General features: G+C 73.6%; 15 protein-coding genes and 1 tRNA gene. 11 read left to right on the forward strand and 5 right to left on the reverse strand.

Annotated elements, in window-relative coordinates:
• The first annotated feature begins 107 nt into the window (after positions 1–107).
• The 4 genes from ACGFI1_RS07535 (at position 108) to ACGFI1_RS07550 (ending at position 4460) form a co-directional block, all read left to right on the forward strand.
• Positions 108–2582 (forward strand): penicillin-binding protein, encoded by a 2475-nt coding sequence (locus tag ACGFI1_RS07535; RefSeq protein WP_392783976.1) that lies wholly within the window; start codon positions 108–110, stop codon positions 2580–2582.
• 123 nt (positions 2583–2705) lie between these two features.
• Positions 2706–3650 (forward strand): NADP-dependent oxidoreductase, encoded by a 945-nt coding sequence (locus ACGFI1_RS07540; RefSeq protein ID WP_138634086.1) that lies wholly within the window; start codon positions 2706–2708, stop codon positions 3648–3650.
• 125 nt (positions 3651–3775) lie between these two features.
• A complete protein-coding gene (locus ACGFI1_RS07545) occupies positions 3776–3988 on the forward strand; it encodes a hypothetical protein (protein WP_138634083.1) in 213 nt (70 codons plus the stop codon).
• Positions 3989–4103: 115 nt separating this feature from the next.
• Positions 4104–4460, forward strand: coding sequence for a tetratricopeptide repeat protein (locus tag ACGFI1_RS07550; RefSeq protein ID WP_138634080.1), 357 nt, complete (start codon positions 4104–4106; stop codon positions 4458–4460).
• Positions 4461–4492: 32 nt separating this feature from the next.
• Here the strand turns inward: ACGFI1_RS07550 and ACGFI1_RS07555 are convergent, their stop codons facing one another.
• From ACGFI1_RS07555 to ACGFI1_RS07570, 4 genes are all read right to left on the reverse strand, one after another.
• The gene (locus ACGFI1_RS07555) at positions 4493–5809 is read right to left on the reverse strand and encodes a sensor histidine kinase (protein WP_240807175.1); all 1317 of its coding nucleotides are present in this window, start codon (positions 5807–5809) and stop codon (positions 4493–4495) included.
• A 175-nt stretch (positions 5810–5984) separates the two neighbouring features.
• Positions 5985–6881, reverse strand: coding sequence for an ABC transporter permease (locus ACGFI1_RS07560; protein ID WP_138634074.1), 897 nt, complete (start codon positions 6879–6881; stop codon positions 5985–5987).
• Positions 6871–7665, reverse strand: a complete 795-nt coding sequence (locus ACGFI1_RS07565) for an ABC transporter ATP-binding protein (RefSeq protein WP_138634071.1) — start codon at positions 7663–7665, stop codon at positions 6871–6873. Before ACGFI1_RS07565 ends, ACGFI1_RS07560 begins: the two co-directional genes overlap by 11 nt.
• Positions 7662–8714 carry an ABC transporter substrate-binding protein gene (locus ACGFI1_RS07570; RefSeq protein WP_386872743.1) on the reverse strand — a complete coding sequence of 351 codons (1053 nt, stop codon included), beginning with the start codon at positions 8712–8714 and terminating at the stop codon, positions 7662–7664. The genes ACGFI1_RS07565 and ACGFI1_RS07570 overlap by 4 nt, the downstream gene beginning before the upstream one ends.
• 201 nt (positions 8715–8915) lie before the next feature.
• Here ACGFI1_RS07570 and eno point away from each other — a divergent pair, with 201 nt between their 5' ends.
• From eno to ACGFI1_RS07590, 4 genes are all read left to right on the forward strand, one after another.
• The gene (eno, locus tag ACGFI1_RS07575; protein WP_364549637.1) at positions 8916–10199 is read left to right on the forward strand and encodes a phosphopyruvate hydratase; all 1284 of its coding nucleotides are present in this window, start codon (positions 8916–8918) and stop codon (positions 10197–10199) included.
• 76 nt (positions 10200–10275) lie between these two features.
• Complete coding sequence (locus ACGFI1_RS07580; protein ID WP_138634062.1) at positions 10276–10749, forward strand: FtsB family cell division protein; 474 nt, start codon at positions 10276–10278, stop codon at positions 10747–10749.
• A gap of 18 nt (positions 10750–10767) precedes the next feature.
• Positions 10768–11310, forward strand: a complete 543-nt coding sequence (locus ACGFI1_RS07585; RefSeq protein ID WP_301178186.1) for a DUF501 domain-containing protein — start codon at positions 10768–10770, stop codon at positions 11308–11310.
• Positions 11307–12254 (forward strand): Ppx/GppA phosphatase family protein, encoded by a 948-nt coding sequence (locus ACGFI1_RS07590; protein ID WP_301178185.1) that lies wholly within the window; start codon positions 11307–11309, stop codon positions 12252–12254. Before ACGFI1_RS07585 ends, ACGFI1_RS07590 begins: the two co-directional genes overlap by 4 nt.
• A gap of 31 nt (positions 12255–12285) precedes the next feature.
• Here ACGFI1_RS07590 and ACGFI1_RS07595 read toward each other — a convergent pair whose 3' ends face one another.
• On the reverse strand, positions 12286–13041 hold the full coding sequence (locus tag ACGFI1_RS07595) for a DUF2510 domain-containing protein (RefSeq protein WP_386872736.1): 756 nt from the start codon (positions 13039–13041) through the stop codon (positions 12286–12288).
• A 151-nt stretch (positions 13042–13192) separates the two neighbouring features.
• Between ACGFI1_RS07595 and ACGFI1_RS07600 the strand changes: the two genes are divergently transcribed.
• The 3 genes from ACGFI1_RS07600 to ACGFI1_RS07610 all read left to right on the forward strand — a co-directional run bounded on the left by ACGFI1_RS07600 (position 13193) and on the right by ACGFI1_RS07610 (position 15893).
• Entirely contained in the window at positions 13193–14014 is an 822-nt protein-coding gene (locus ACGFI1_RS07600) for a uracil-DNA glycosylase (RefSeq protein ID WP_301178183.1), read from the forward strand.
• Between the two features lie 233 nt (positions 14015–14247).
• Positions 14248–15654 (forward strand): NAD(P)/FAD-dependent oxidoreductase, encoded by a 1407-nt coding sequence (locus ACGFI1_RS07605; protein ID WP_392732979.1) that lies wholly within the window; start codon positions 14248–14250, stop codon positions 15652–15654.
• 166 nt (positions 15655–15820) lie between these two features.
• Positions 15821–15893, forward strand: a tRNA-Leu gene (locus tag ACGFI1_RS07610).
• Positions 15894–16043: the final 150 nt, after the last annotated feature.

The raw sequence follows: 16043 nt of genomic DNA on the forward strand, positions 1-16043 counted from the left end.
CTGATCCACGGGGGGAGCCCGGATCACACAGGCGAAGATCGTCGGGATTATGGCGGAACATCGGCATTGGGGTGGTCCGTCCGCGAAGGCGCGTTTACTCTAGGCGCGTGCCGACCGGGGCGGATGGTGACCCAGGGAATCGCGATGCGGGAAGCGGTCTCCCGGCTCCGCCGCGCCCCCGCGCGCACCGGATCCTCACCGCGTCCACGACACGCGCCGAGAAGCTCCGCGCGCTGCGCGGGCTGGGCGCGCTCGGCGGCCTCGCCGGGGTGCTCGTCGCGCTGATGCTGCTGCCCACCGCGTGCACGGCGGGCGTCGGGGCCCGCGACACGGCACGCTGGTTCGACAGCGACCCGGTGAACCTGACGACGTCCGGCGTCCCGCAGCGGTCCACGATCCTCGCCGCCGACGGCTCCAAGATCGCGACGTTCTTCTACCAGAACCGGGTGGACGTCCCGCTCAACAAGATCGCGCCGGTCGCGCGCACGGCGGTGCTCGCCATCGAGGACAGCCGCTTCTACGAGCACGGCGCCATCGACCTGCAGGGCACGCTGCGGGCGCTCGCCAGCAACCTCAGCAGCGGGCAGGTGACGCAGGGCGGCTCCGGCATCACCCAGCAGTACGTGAAGAACCTCCTGCTCACCCAGGCCGACAACGACGAGGAGCGGGAGGCGGCCAAGGAGGTCACCACCGCCCGCAAGGTCCGCGAACTGCGGTACGCGGTGGCGGTGGAGGAGAAGTTCAGCAAGGACGAGATCCTGCGCCGCTACCTCAACATCGCCTACTACGGCGACGGCGCGTACGGCATCGAGGCCGCGTCCCGGCACTACTTCTCCAAGCACGCGTCCCAGCTGGACCTCCCCGAGGCGGCCCTGCTCGCCGGGATCATCCGCTACCCCTACGCCTACGACCCGACCCGGCATCCCGGCGAGGCCCGGCGGCGCCGCGACACCGTCCTGGACCGGATGGCCGCGCTCGGCTGGATCGACGCCGCCAAGGCCGCCGAGGCCAAGCGCCGCCCCATCGGGCTGAAGATCGACAACATCCGCAGCGGCTGCGTGTCCAGCAAGGCGCCGTTCTTCTGCGACTACGTGCAGCGCGAGATCCTCACGAACCCGGTGTTCGGGAAGACCCCCAAGGACCGGGAGAAGCTGCTCAAGCGCGGCGGCCTCACGATCCGCACCACCATGGACCCGCGGGCGCAGAAGGCCGCGCAGCGCGCGGTGGACCGGCACGTCCCGCCGAAGAACTCCGCGCACAAGGCCGCCGCCGAGGCGATGGTCGAGCCGGGCACCGGCGAGATCAAGGCGATGGTCGTCGACCGCGCCCTCGGCCCCGACAAGGAGCGCGGCAAGACCTGGATCAACTTCGCCGCCGACGCCAGCCACGGCTCCAGCATCGGCATGCAGGCCGGGTCGACGTTCAAGGCGTTCACGCTCGCCGCCGCGCTGGACGAGGGCATGCCGTTCGGCACCCGGCTGATGGCGCCGCGCGCCTACACCCCGGTCGGCTTCCGCAACTGCGACGGCGACCGGGTCGGCGACCCGAACGCCTCGCTGCGCAACGCCGCCGACGGCGAGGGCGGCAGGCAGTTCAGCCTCGTCACCGGCACGCACCACTCGGTCAACACCTTCTTCCTCGCGCTGGAGAAGGAGGTCGGGCTCTGCGACACCGTCCGGATGGCCGAGCGGCTCGGGATGAAGCAGGCGAACGGCAAGCCGCTGGAGCAGTACCCGGCCTTCACGCTCGGCTTCAACCCCGTCTCCCCGCTGCGGCTCGCCGCCGCCTACGCCGCGTTCGGCGCGCGCGGCGAGTACTGCAAGCCGATCGCGATCAAGTCCGTCAAGGACGCCGCGGGCCACCGGCTGAAGGTGCCGCCGCGCGACTGCGAGCAGGTGCTGGACGAGGACGTCGCCGACGCCGTCAACTACGTGCTGCAGGGCGTCCTCACCAAGGGCACGGCGCGGGGCATGGGCCTCGGCCGGCCCGCCGCCGGCAAGACCGGCACCGTCGACGACTTCTCCGCCGCATGGTTCGCCGGGTACACCCCGGACCTCGCGTCGGCCGTCTGGGTCGGCGACCCGCGCGGTGGCTACCGGCACCCGATGGGGAACCTTTGCATGGACGGGCGGTGCTACGGCGCCGTGTTCGGGGCGACGATCCCCGCGCCGATCTGGCAGCAGAGCATGAGCGGGGCGCTGCGCGACACCGCGCCGTCGTCGTTCCACCGGCCGCCGTCGCACTACTTCAGCAAGGGGTCCGGCGAGGACCGGGTGAAGGTGCCGGACGTGCGCGGGATGAAGCTGAAGGACGCCGTCGCCAAGCTCCGCGCGGCGGGCTTCACGACCAACATCGGCGCGCAGGTGGCGTCCGACCAGTACCCGAAGGGGACGGTGGCCGAGATGTCGCCCGCCCCCGGCCCGGCCGAGCCCGGCACGACCATCACGCTGCGCGCCAGCCGCGGCCCGGACCGGCCCGAGCAGCCCGGAGACCCGGAGGGGCCGGACGGCCCGCTGCCGCCGCGCCCGCCGGCGACGATCCCGCCGCTGCCGGGCGACCCGGCCCGGCCGCCGTCGCCCTGACCCAGGCGACGCCCGCCTGCGACCCTTCCGACCTGCGGGTCCGTGTGATCGTCGCGATGATCGGGTAGAGCTCGGGCGGGGGCGTCCGGGCCCCCGCGGGATCCGATCGGGGGGACGATCGTCATGCGAGCCATCGCCGTGTCCGAGTACGGTGCCACGCCGGCGCCGATGAATCTGCCGCGCCCCGAGCCGGGGCCGGGCGAGATCCTGGTGAAGCTGATCGCGGCCGGGCTCAATCCGATGGACTGGAAGATCGCCGACGGGCTGCTCAAGGACTCCGTCGACGCGTCGTTCCCGCTGATCCTCGGCCAGGACGGCGCGGGCGTGGTGGACGCGGTCGGCGACGGCGTGACCCGGCTGCGGCACGGGGAGCAGGTCTACGGGATCTTCGGCGCGCCCGAGCGCGGCCTCGGCAGCTACGCCGAGTACGCGATCGCCCGCGACGACGGGCCGGTCGCGAAGATGCCGGAGGGCATGATCTACACGCAGGCGGCGGCGGTGCCGATCGCGAGCATGAGCGCACTCGCCATGGTCGACCGGGCGCGCGTCGACGCCGGGCAGACCGTGCTGGTCGTGGGCGCGACCGGCGGCACCGGGCAGAGCGCGGTGCAGCTCGCCGCCCGCGCGGGCGCCAAGGTGATCGCGACCGCCCGCGACGACATGGCGGGCACGATCCGGCGCCTCGGCGCGGACGAGACCGTCGACCACTCCAAGGGCGACCTCAACGGGCAGGTGCTGGCCGTCCACTCGGGCGGGGTCGACGCGATCCTCGACATGGCGAGCGACACGACCGCGGTCGAGCACCTCGCGCAGCTGCTGCGTCCCGGCGGCACCTACCTGAGCACCGTCTGGGCGGTGAACCCGGACGCGATGGCGGCGCGGGAGCTGCGCGGCATCAACTTCGAGGTCGCGCCGTCGGCGGAGCTGCTGGACCGGCTGTCCGACCTCATCGACGCGGGGGAGCTGCGCGTCCGGATCGAGCGGGAGGCGCCGTTCGCCGAGGCCGCCGACGCGCTGGCCGCCAACCGGGCCGGCGGCGCCCGCGGCAAGACCGTGATCCGCATCTGACCGGGACCGCGCCCGGCCGTGATCGGCGTCTCACGGCGGGACGGCGTGCATACCGGCGGGAGGCGGGCATGCAGAGGTGCATGCAGGGGCCGCCCGCGCGGGCGGCCCGACGACGGGAGGACCAGATGAACCAGTCCGAGGAGGAGCTGCGCGAACGGCTCGGCCAGGTCGAGGAGTCGCTCGCCCGGCTCCGCGCCGACCTGCCGGCGCCGCCCGCCGACGCCGGCGACTTCGTCGACTCCGGGCAGTACCTCGCCCAGCGGGAGGAGCTGGAGGGGCAGATCGAGCTGCTGGAGAACGAGCGCGAACGCCTCCGCGACTCGCTCGGCCTCCGCTGAGCCCGGCCGCGACCCGGCCCGCGAACCCCCGTGAGCCCGGCCGTGAACCCGCGGGAACAAACGCGGGGTGCTCCCGGTTAGCGGGGTTGTATCACGCAACCGAGGGGAGGCCGGGATGACCGTCTACGAGGAGTTCGAGCGCGCCACGCTGTTCTTCGACGCCAAGGACTACGCCGGCGCCGCGCGCCTGCTCGCCCCGATCGTCGAGGGCGATCCCGGCAACCGCGCCGCCGTCGAGCTGCTCGGCCGCGCCTACTTCCACAGCGCGCAGCTCGGCCGCGCCGAGTCCGTCTTCCGCCGGCTCGTGGACCTCGACCCCTGCAACGGCTGGGCCCACGAGGCGCTCGCCCGCACGCTGGAGCGGCGCGGCCGCGCGGCCGACGCGGGCAGGTTCCGCAAGCTCGCCCGCGCGATGGGCGTCGAGCCCGCGCCCGGCGTCGAGGTCTCCGTCACCGCCGCCGACCTCGCCTGACACCGCCGCCGAGGCGGTGCGCCCCCGCCGGGTCACCGGCGGGGGAGGCGCAGGACGAACCGGGCGCCGCTGCGGCCGTCCAGGCGGTCGGTGAGGATCAGCGACCCCTGGTGCGCGACCGCGATGTCCCGGGAGATCGCGAGGCCGAGGCCGGTGCCGCCCGCGTCGCGGTGCCGGCCCTCGGCCAGCCGGGTGAACCGCTCGAACACCCGCTCCCGGTCCTCCGGCGGGACGCCCGGACCGTCGTCGATCACCTCGACGACGGCCGTCGCGGGCAGCTCCGCGCGCAGGATCATCGTCACCTCCGACGCCGCGTGCCGGTCGGCGTTGTCCAGCAGGTTCGTCAGCAGCCGCGCCAGCTCGCTGCGCCCCCCCTCCACCGTCACCGAGCCCTCCGACAGGACGGTCACCTGCGTCCGCCGCGGGCGGCGCAGGACCTCCTCGTCGGCCAGCTCCGTCAGGTCCACCGCCTCGCGCGGGAAGTTGCGGTCGGCCTCCAGCCGCGCCAGCGCCAGCAGGTCGTCCACCACCGCCGACAGCCGCTCGGTGTTCTCCAGGACGGCCCGCAGCGTCTCCGGCACGTCGGCGTCCTCCGGCGCCGTCAGCGCCAGCTCGACCTCCATCCGCAGCGCGGTGAGGGGGCTGCGCAGCTCGTGCGACACGTCGGAGACGAACCCCCGCTGCCGGGCGACCGCCTGCTCCAGCCGGTCGAGGGTCGCGTTGACGCTCTCGGCGAGCAGCCCCACCTCGTCGCGGCGGGCCGGCACCGGCACCCGGCGCTCCAGGTCGGTGGCGGTGATCTCGTCCAGCTCCCGGCGGATCGCGTCGACCGGCCGCAGCGTCCGGTTCGCCGACAGCCACGTCGCGTAGCCGACGAGGCAGGTGATGACCGGGACGCTGAGCCCGAGCAGCGCCGCCGCCAGCGGCTGCGGGAACAGCCCCGGCTCGGGGGCCAGCGAGTAGACGAGCTTCGCCGACGGCCCGACCCCGACCTGGTACTCGACGATGAGGAAGCAGTGCCCGCCGGGCGCGTCGAGCCCGCACCTGCGGGCGTCGCGGCGGTCGTCGTTCGGCGGGAGGGGCGGCAGCCGCACCGGCGCCCGGCCGGCCATCCGGGGCGACGCCGCGACCACCCGGTGCCGCAGGTCGGTGACCTGCAGCAGCTCGCCGCCGGGCGCCAGGATCGGGCGGTGCAGCGTGCCGATGTTGAGCGCGGTCGCCACCCGGCGCCCGTCGCGGGCCAGGTCGTGGATCGTGTCCGCGCGCGCCTGCTGCCTGAGCAGCGTCAGCAGCACCGCGCACAGCACCCCCGACAGCACCAGCGCGACCAGCGCGGCCGCCAGCGTCACCCGGATCCGGATCTCCGGACGCCGCAGGACGGCCCGCCAGATCCAGTGGCTCAGTCCCGCGGACGGCCGGGGAAGCCGGAAGCGTATGGCGACCTCCCGGGTACGTTCCTGCTGGTACCCGGGATTTCTTGCCGGAACGGGGCAAACGCCACCGCGGCGGACGGGTAAAACCCGGTCATGCCGCGTCCACGCCCCAGCGCCGCCTGACGGCGCCGTCCGCGATCCCGAACAGCTGGTCGATCACGATCCCGATGATCAGGATCACCAGCATGTAGGAGATCATGTCGGCGGTGTTGTTCAGCTCCCTGGCCTGCGACAGCAGCACGCCGAGCGACGTCGTGTCGCCGATGATGACCAGCAGCTCGCCCGCCATCAGGCTGCGCCAGGCGAACGCCCAGCCCTGCTTCAGCCCGGCCACGAACGCCGGCAGCGACGCCGGCATGATCAGGTGCCGGTACAGCAGGACGCCGCGCAGCCCCATCACCCGGCCCGCGCGCAGCAGGATCGGCGGGGTGTAGTCGACGCCCGCGATCAGCCCGTTGGCGATCGACGGCGCCGCGCCCAGGATCACCACGAACAGGATCGCGCTCTCGCTCAGCCGGAACAGCAGGATGGCGAGCGGGAACCACGCGATCGACGGCATCGTCTGCAGGCCCGTGATCAGCGACCCGAACGCGCGCCGCAGCACCCGGAACCGCGCCACCAGTACGCCGGTCAGCACCCCGGCGGCGACGGCGAGCGCGAACCCGACCAGGGCGCGGCGCATCGTCAGCGCGACCGCCTCCCAGAACCGGCCGCTCGTGACCTGGTCCCAGAACACCGGGAGCGTGTCGCGCGGGCCGGGCAGGACCCACGGGTCCTTCCAGCCGCTCCACACCACCGCCTGCCAGGCGGCGAGCGCGATGAGCACGGCCGCGGCCATCGGCCACGCCGCCGACCAGGCCCGCCGGGCGAGCCGGACCCGCGTCCCGCCGCCGAGCTCCAGGGCGTCGAGCCCGGCCAGCTCCCGCTCGCGGCGGGACGCCGGCCCGCCGTCCCCCGGGCCGCCCTTCTTCAGCACCTCATGCGCCATGCCGGACGACCTCCTCGCGCAGCCGGTCGGTGATGGCGGCCGCCAGCGCGGCGACCTCCGGCGAGTCGATCCGCCGGGGCCGGCCCATCGGGACGGGGAACTCCTCCACCACCCGGCCGGGCCGGCTGCTGAGCAGCACGACCCGGTCGCCGAGCCGCACCGCCTCCCGCACGTTGTGGGTCACGAACAGCACGGTCAGGTTCCGCTCGCGCCAGATCCGCTCGACCTCGTCGTGCAGGAGGTCGCGGGTCATGGCGTCGAGCGCGCCGAACGGCTCGTCCATCAGCAGGACGGTCCGCCGCCCGTCCGCGGCCTCGCCGTCCCCGCCGCCCGCGCCCTCGGTGAGCGACAGCGCGCGGGCGAGCGCGACGCGCTGCCGCATGCCGCCGGACAGCTGGTGCGGGCGCTTCTTCGCGAAGCCGCCGAGGTGCACCGAGTCGAGCAGCTCCGCCGCCCGCCCGCGCCGCTCCGCGCGGGGCACGCCGCGCATCTTGAGCGCGAGTTCGAGGTTGCCCGTCACGGTCAGCCACGGGAACAGCGCGGGCTCCTGGAACATCAGCGCGACGCGGGCGCCCGCGGTGTCGATCGTCCCGCCGCTGGGCTCTTCCAGGTCCGCGACCAGGTTGAGCAGCGTGCTCTTCCCGCAGCCGGACGCGCCGAGCAGGCAGGTGAACTCGCCCGGTGCCACGTCCAGGGAGACCCGGTCGAGCGCGAGCAGCGCCGACCGGCCGCCGCCGAACGCCTTGGAGACGCCGTCGAGGCGGACCGCCGCCGTCCCGCTCATCGGTCGCCCACCTGCGGCTTCCCGCCCGCCTTGAGCACCTCGTTGAGCGGCGCGAGGTCGTAGATGCCGGCGAGGTCGGTCTTCTCCAGCAGCCCGATCTCCTCGGCGTGCCGGGCGCCGGCGGTGAGCGAGGACGCGACCGGGTCGACGGTGAAGTCGATCTCCTTGAACGCCGCGGCCAGCACGTCCGGCTTGAGCGGCTTGCCGCTCAGCTTCGTGAGCGCGTCGTTGGTGACCTTCTCCGCGTCCGCCTTGTTCTGGTTGATGTAGTCGGTCGCCTCGACGACGCCCTGGAGCAGCTTCTTGACCTGCTCCGGGTTCTTCTTCGCGTACTCCTGGCTGACGAGGAGGTTGGTGATGACGAACTTGCCGCCCGGCCACAGCGACTTCTCGTCCAGCAGCCGCTCGCCCTTGCTCTCCAGGAGCAGCCGGGACGCGTACGGCTCGGGCACCCAGGCGCCGTCGATGTCGCCCTGCGCGAACGTCTGGAGCGTCTGCGCGTTCTCCTGCGGGACGACCTTCACGTCACCGCTGCCGTCCTTGTTCGCGGTGAGGCCGTTCTGCTTGAGCCAGTAGCGGAGCGCGACGTCCTGGGTGTTGCCGAGCTGCGGGGTCGCGATGCGCTTGCCGCGCAGGTCCTGGACGCCCTTGATGCCCGGCTTGACCACGAGGGAGACGCCGCCCGACGCCGCCCCGGAGATGATGTGGACGGCCTTGCCGTGCGACTTCGACCAGGCGTTGATGGACGGGTTGGGACCCACGAACGTCGCGTCGATCGCGCCGGAGAACAGCGCCTCCACGGCGGCGGGGCCGGCGTTGAACGTCGCCGTCTTCGGCGCGGTGCCGAGGTGCTTGGCGAAGATGCCCTTCTCGACGCCGACGAGGGCGGTGGCGTGCGTGATGTTCGGGAAGTACCCGAGCCTGAGCGGAGCCCCGGACCCGCCGCCGTCGCCGGTCCCCCCGCCGTCGCCGCAGGCGCCGAGCGCGCCCGCCGTGACCAGGGCGGCCAGTGCCGCCGCGGTGATGCGCCCGGTGAGTCCTCGAAGCATTGCCTTGTTTCCCTATCAATCAAGTCGGATAGACCTGAATAGTAGATAGTCCGGGCAAGTCCCGCGTCAAGCCCCCGTTCAGGAACGGTTTCGTCACGGCTGTCCTCTATGCGAACGGCGAGCCCGTTGGTCGGCGCGGGGGCCGCGCGGATAGGCTCGGTGACCGCACCGACCATCCGCTTTTTCCTCAGGGGGTTCCCCGTGTCGTCGATCGAGGCCGTACTCGCCCGGGAGATCCTTGACTCCCGCGGCAATCCGACCGTCGAGGTCGAGGTCCTGCTCGCCGATGGGACCGAGGCGCACGCCGCCGTGCCGAGCGGCGCCTCCACCGGCCAGTTCGAGGCCGTGGAGCTGCGCGACGGCGGGGAGCGCTACGGCGGCAAGGGCGTCCGCAACGCGGTCAAGGCCGTCAACGAGACCATCGACGAGAAGCTCGTCGGCTACCCGGCGTCCGACCAGCGGCTGATCGACCAGCTCCTGGTCGACCTGGACGGCACCCCCGCCAAGTCCGCGCTCGGCGCCAACGCGATCCTCGGGGTCAGCCTCGCCGTCGCCAAGGCCGCCGCCGACTCCGCCGGCCTGCCGCTGTTCCGCTACGTGGGCGGCCCGAACGCGCACCTGCTGCCCGTCCCGATGATGAACATCCTGAACGGCGGCGCGCACGCCGACACCAACGTCGACGTCCAGGAGTTCATGATCGCGCCGATCGGCGCGGCCACCTTCGCCGAGGCGCTGCGCTGGGGCGCCGAGACCTACCACGCGCTGAAGTCGGTGCTGAAGTCCAAGGGCCTGAACACCGGCCTCGGCGACGAGGGCGGCTTCGCCCCCGACCTGCCGAGCAACCGGGACGCCCTCGACCTCATCCTGGAGGCGATCCGCAAGGCCGGCTTCACCCCCGGCCGCGACATCGCGCTCGCGCTCGACGTCGCCGCCAGCGAGTTCCACGCCGACGGCCAGTACGCGTTCGAGGGCACCAAGCGGTCCGCCGACGACATGGCCGCCTACTACGGCGAGCTGCTGAGCAGCTACCCGCTCGTCTCCATCGAGGACCCGCTCGACGAGGAGGACTGGGCCGGCTGGGAGGGCCTCACCGCCGCCGTCGGCGACCGCGTCCAGCTCGTCGGCGACGACCTGTTCGTCACCAACCCCGAGCGGCTCGGCCGCGGCATCAAGTCCGGCGCCGCCAACGCCCTGCTGGTCAAGGTCAACCAGATCGGCACGCTCAGCGAGACCCTCGACGCCGTCTCGCTCGCGCAGACCAGCGGCTACAAGTGCATGATGAGCCACCGGTCCGGCGAGACCGAGGACACCACGATCGCCGACCTCGCCGTCGCGACCAACTGCGGCCAGATCAAGACCGGCGCCCCGGCCCGCAGCGACCGCGTCGCCAAGTACAACCAGCTGCTGCGCATCGAGGAGCTGCTGGACGACGCCGCGCGCTACGCCGGCGCCGCCGCGTTCCCGCGCTTCGACGCGCGGGGTTGAGCCGAGGCCCGGGCCCCGGCGGGCGCGACCGCGTCCCGCCGGGCCCCGGGCGGCCGAGCCGGAGGCAGGGGACACGATGGCGGACGATGACGACCGGACCGGCCGCAAGGGCGGCCGCGCGGCCGGGGACGGCGCCGCGGACGGCGACACCGGCGACCGCGCCGGCGGGCGCCGCGGCAACCCGGCGCTGACCAGCCGCGCCGCCATCCTCGCGGTCGTGATGTGCGCGATCGCGCTGAGCCTCGCCTACCCCGTCCGGGAGTACATCGCCCAGCGCAAGGAGATCGCCGACCTGCGGCAGCAGGAGGCGGTGGCGCGCCGGCAGGTGGAGCAGCTCGCCCTGCGCAAGCAACAACTGGGTGATAAGTCGTACATTGAGCGTGAGGCCACGCGAAGGCTCCATTACTGCCGTCCTGACGTAAAGTGCTACATCGTGCTAGACGGCAGCGGTGCGGAGGGCCGGCAGGCGCAGCGGGGCGGACCGGCGCGCAAGCCGCCCTGGTACGAGACGCTGTGGCGTTCGGTGGAGGCCGCCGACCGGCCGCGCTGATTTCGCGGGTGGGGACAGATGATCGAAGCAGGTGACACGGCCGCCGTCGCGGCCCAGCTAGGACGCGAGCCGCGCGGCGTGCGCGCGGTGGCGGCGCGCTGCCCGTGCGGGCGGCCCGCGGTGATCGAGACCGCGCCCCGGCTGCCCGACGGGACGCCCTTTCCCACGCTGTTCTACCTGACCTGCCCGAAGGCCGCCTCGGCCATCGGCACCCTGGAGGGCAGCGGCATCATGCGGGACATGCAGGCCAGGCTCGCGGACGACCCGTCCCTCAAGGACGCCTACGCCGCCGCCCACGAGGACTATCTGCGCCGCAGGGACGAGGCCACCCGCGAGGAGGGCGTCGAGCCGCTGCCCGCCGGCATGCAGAGCGCGGGCGGCATGCCCGACCGCGTCAAGTGCCTGCACGCCCTGGTCGCGCACGAGCTCGCGGTGCCGGGGGCGAACCCGTTCGGCCGGGAGGCCCTCGACGCGCTGCCCGACTGGTGGCGGTCCGGGCCCTGCGTCGACGTGCCGGCGGCCCAGCCGGGCGACGGGACCGAACCGGGGGAGGACGCGTGACACGGGTCGCGGCCATCGACTGCGGGACGAACTCCGTCCGGCTGCTCATCGCCGACATCGTGCCGGGCGAGGACGGCGGGCGGCTCACCGACGTCGAGCGCCGGATGGAGATCGTCCGGCTCGGCGAGGGCGTCGACGAGACCGGCCGGCTCTCGCCCGCCGCGCTGGAGCGGACGTTCACCGCGATGCGCGGCTACGCCGAGCTGATCGACCGGCACGGCAACCGCGCCGGGCACGGCCCCATCAAGACCCGGGTGGTCGCGACCAGCGCCACCCGCGACGCGGCGAACCGGGCCGACTTCGTCAGCGGCGTCGTCGACATCTTCGGCGTCGTCCCCGAGGTGATCAGCGGGGACGAGGAGGCCGAGCTGTCCTTCCTCGGCGCCACCCGCGAGCTGGCCGAGCTGCGCCCCGCCCGCCCCTACCTGGTCGTCGACATCGGCGGCGGGTCCACCGAGTTCGTGCTCGGCAGCTCGTCGGCCGACGCGTCCCGCTCGATCGACATCGGCTGCGTGCGGATGACCGAGCGGCACCTGAAGGACGACCCGCCCTCGCCCGAGCAGATCTCCAACGCCGCCGCCGACATCGACGCCGCGCTCGCCGCCGTCCGGGAGCGGGTCCCGGTGGACGAGGCGCGCACGCTCGTCGGCCTCGCCGGGTCCGTCACCACGGTCGCCGGGATCGCGCTCGACCTGCCGGAGTACGACGCGTCCCGGATCCACCTGTCGCGCATCACCGCCACCCAGGTGCACGAGGTGACGCGCCGGCTGCTGCACGCCACCCGGGCCGAGCGCGCCGGGTTCGGCGTCATGCACCCGGGGCGCGTCGACGTGATCGGCGCGGGCGCGCTGATCCTCGACCGGATCATGCGCGAGTACGGGTTCGGCGCCGTCGTCGTCAGCGAGCACGACATCCTGGACGGCATCGCCTGGTCGCTGCTGTGAGAGGTGCCGCGGTGAGCAGGCGCGCCGGGCGCTACCGTTTGAGCTGCGCCAGCAGCGCGGGGATCAGCACCGCGTTCGGGTTCTGCTGCGGGACGTAGAGGATCGGGGAGCCGCCGGCGGCCTGCTGGATCCAGACCCGGCCCCGGTCGACGACCGCGCCGGAGATCGACGACCAGCTCAGCGACACCCGGTTGCCGCGCACCCCGCCCGGGTGGACGGTCAGGCCCTGCGCCACGTCCACCGAGTCGCCGGCCCGGACCCGGCCGGCCAGCTCGGCGACCAGCCGCCGCTCGCAGTGCTCCTGGCACAGCTGGATCAGCCGGCCCCAGACCTGCTCGGGCTCGCCGTCGCGGCCCGGCAGTGCGTCCGGCTCGATCACCACCTCGACGCGCGGGCCGCCGCGGAACGGGAACCGGCCCACCTGGAAGATCCACTGCGTGCAGGGCCGGTGGCCGGAACCGGCCGGGCGCTCGGCCGCCCAGTACGCCACCCACTCCACCCGCGGCCACGGGAACGACGCGTTCCCGTACGCGACGGCCCGCTCGTCGGCGTGCAGCTGCAGGCCGCGCACGACCGCGGCGAGCGCCCGGTCGGACGGGGCGTGCTCCCAGCTCGGCCGCTGGACGTGCGGGGCGGCGTGCGGCTCGGCGACCTCGGTGCGGGCGGGCGGGCGCAGCCGGGGCGGGCGGTCCGGCTCGGGGTTGAGGCGCTCGGTCCAGGTCCGGCCGTCCCACCAGCGCAGGCTCCCGGTGCCGTAGGGGTCGGGGTACCAGCCCGGTTTCGACACTCCCGCCTCCCGCTTTCGCCCAATGGCAGTGCCGGACACCCGCCTCCCCGACCGGCGAACGCATCGTACCGACCGGGCCCGCTCCGCACCCGCCACCGGCGGAACCCGGCCACCGCCGTGCGACCCGGCACGGCGTGGGACGATCGATGGTATGCCGACCGCCAACGCCCCGTTCGTGCCGCCCGGTTCCGGATGGCCGGAGGACCCCGCCGCCCCGGACACCCCCGTCGCGCACGGCACCGGCGAGGTCGTCGAGCTGGCCGCGAAGGCCCCCGACCTGGCCGAGCTGTGCGCCCGCCAGTCGGTGTGCCGCGCCTGCGACCGGCTCGTGGAGTGGCGGGAGAAGGTCGCCGTCCAGCGGCGCCGCGCGTTCGCCGACGAGGAGTACTGGGGGCGGCCCATCGCCGGCTGGGGCGACCCGGAGCCGCGCGTCCTCATCGTCGGGCTGGCGCCGGCCGCGCACGGCGGCAACCGCACCGGGCGCATCTTCACCGGCGACCGGTCGGGCGACTGGCTGTTCGCGTCCCTGCACCGGGTGGGGCTCGCGTCGCAGCCGACCAGCGTCCACGCGGGCGACGGGCAGCGGCTCATCGGCGCGCGGATGGCGGCGACCGTCCGCTGCGCGCCGCCCGACAACAAGCCGACGCCGCTGGAGCGCACCACCTGCCTGCCGTGGCTGGCCCGCGAGGTCGAGATGGTCGCGCCGAGCGTCCGCTGCATCGTGTGCCTCGGCGGTTTCGCCTGGCAGGGCGTGTGGCCGGCGCTCAAGCAGGCGGGCTACGAGGTGCCGCGCCCGCGGCCGAAGTTCGGCCACGGCGCGGAGGCCGAGCTGGCACCGCCGCCCGCGGTGACGCGGCGCGACCCGGTCCTGCTGCTCGGCTGCTACCACCCGAGCCAGCAGAACACCTTCACCGGCCGAGTCACCGAAGAGATGCTGGACACCGTCCTCACCCGCGCCCGCGACTACCGCTAGCCCGGCTCCGGGCGGCGCGCCCTGCCGCGCGCCCCCGCGAGCGATCCGACGGCGGGGCAGGGCCTTGGCCAAGCGGTCCGGAAGCGGTGACCGGCCCCCGTCCCGGTCACCGCCCGCGGCCGCTTGGCGCCCCCGTCCGGCCCTGGCCCGCCGCCTTTCGGGCGGTACATCGGGTGAGATGCCGGACGGGCCGGTGAAGTTCGCGCGCCGGGCATGCGGGTATCGCTCCCGACATGTCTTCCACAACAGTTCGGCCGAGCGGCCCGGCGGGGACCGCGGCGCGCGGCGGGGGGTCCACGACGCGGATCCTGATCGTCGGCGGCGGGTACGTCGGCATGTACACGGCGCTGCGCCTGCAGCGGCGGCTCCGCAGGGAGCTGCGCCGGGGCGAGGTCGCCGTCACCGTCATCGACCCCCAGTCCTACATGACCTACCAGCCGTTCCTCCCGGAGGCCGCCGCCGGGAACCTGGAGCCCCGGCACGTCGTCGCACCGCTGCGCAAGGTCCTGAACCGCTGCCGGATCGTGAACGGCTTCGTGACGCGGATCGACCACGCCGCCAAGCGGGTCACCCTCTGCCCGGCCGGCACGCGGACCGACGGCGTCGCCGAACGCGACATCCCCTACGACATGCTCGTCGTCGCGCTCGGCTCCATCTCGCGCACCCTGCCCATCCCGGGGCTCGCCGAATCCGGGATCGGCTTCAAGACCGTCGAAGAGGCGATCTTCATGCGCAACCACGTGCTGCACCAGCTCGACATCGCCGCCGCCAACCCCGACGACGAGCAGGTCAGGAAGCGGGCGCTGACCTTCGTGTTCGTCGGTGCCGGATTCGCGGGGGTGGAGGCCATGGCCGAACTGGAGGACATGGCGCGGGACGCGTGCCGGTGGTACCCCACCATCGACCCGCGCGAGATGCGCTGGGTGATGGTCGAGGCCACCGATCGGATCCTGCCGGAGGTGGGCCCCGAGATGGGCCGCTGGACGGCCGAGGCGCTGCGCGCCCGCGGCATCGAGGTCAAAATGAAGACGCTGCTGAAATCCGCGGTGAAACGGCACATCGTGCTGAGCGACGGCGAGGAGTTCGAGGCCGGCACGCTCGTCTGGACGGCCGGCGTCAAACCGCACCCCCTCCTCAAGGAGACCGACCTCCCGGTCGACGACAAGGGACGCCTGAAGGCCACCGCCGAACTCACCGTCGAGGGGCTGGAGCACGTGTACACGGCCGGCGACAACGCCGCCGTCCCCGACCTCAGCGGCAAGGGCGAATTCACCGCCCCCAACGCGCAGCACGCCGTCCGCCAGGCCAAGCGGCTCGGCGACAACGTCGCGGCGGACGTGCGCGGCAAGCCCCGCAAGCCCTACAAGCACGCCTACGTCGGCTCGGTGGCGAGCCTCGGCCTGCACAAGGGCGTCGCGAACGTCTACGGACTCCAGCTCCGCGGCCTCCCCGCGTGGTTCATGCACCGCACCTACCACCTGTCGCGGATGCCGACCGTCAACCGCAAGTTCCGCATCACCATGGACTGGACGCTGGCGTTCTTCTTCCGCCGGGAAATCGTCTCGCTCGCCGAGCTGGAACGGCCGCGTCAGGAATTCGAACTCGCCGCCGGTAAGACGACGGAGAACGTGGCGGTCTGATCGCCGTCCGCCGAGGTGAAACGGGGTAACACGGCCCGGCCGCCGCGACCCGCCGCCTCCACGGCCCTTCTTGACTGGCCCTGTCGAACTGGCCGGACCCGGCCGTCGGCCGCAACCCCGTGAAAGGACTGGCCTCTGTCAGCCCCTGACTCGATATGATGACGCCGCCCCTGTAGCCCAATGGCAGAGGCAGGCTCCCTAAAAGAGCCATTGTGTCGGTTCGAGTCCGACCAGGGGCACTGTGTTTACCCAGGGGGGCGACCCCCTGGAACCCCCGTTTGCTGTGTTGGCCCAGGGGGGCGACCCCCTGGAACCCCCGTTACGGCCGAGAGGCTGTTTCACGATCCGCTGGCGCGTCTCGTGAAACAGCCTGAAGGCCGGCGGGACGT

This window comes from Actinomadura geliboluensis (assembly GCF_043197915.1).
In the GTDB taxonomy this organism is placed as follows: domain Bacteria; phylum Actinomycetota; class Actinomycetes; order Streptosporangiales; family Streptosporangiaceae; genus Spirillospora; species Spirillospora geliboluensis.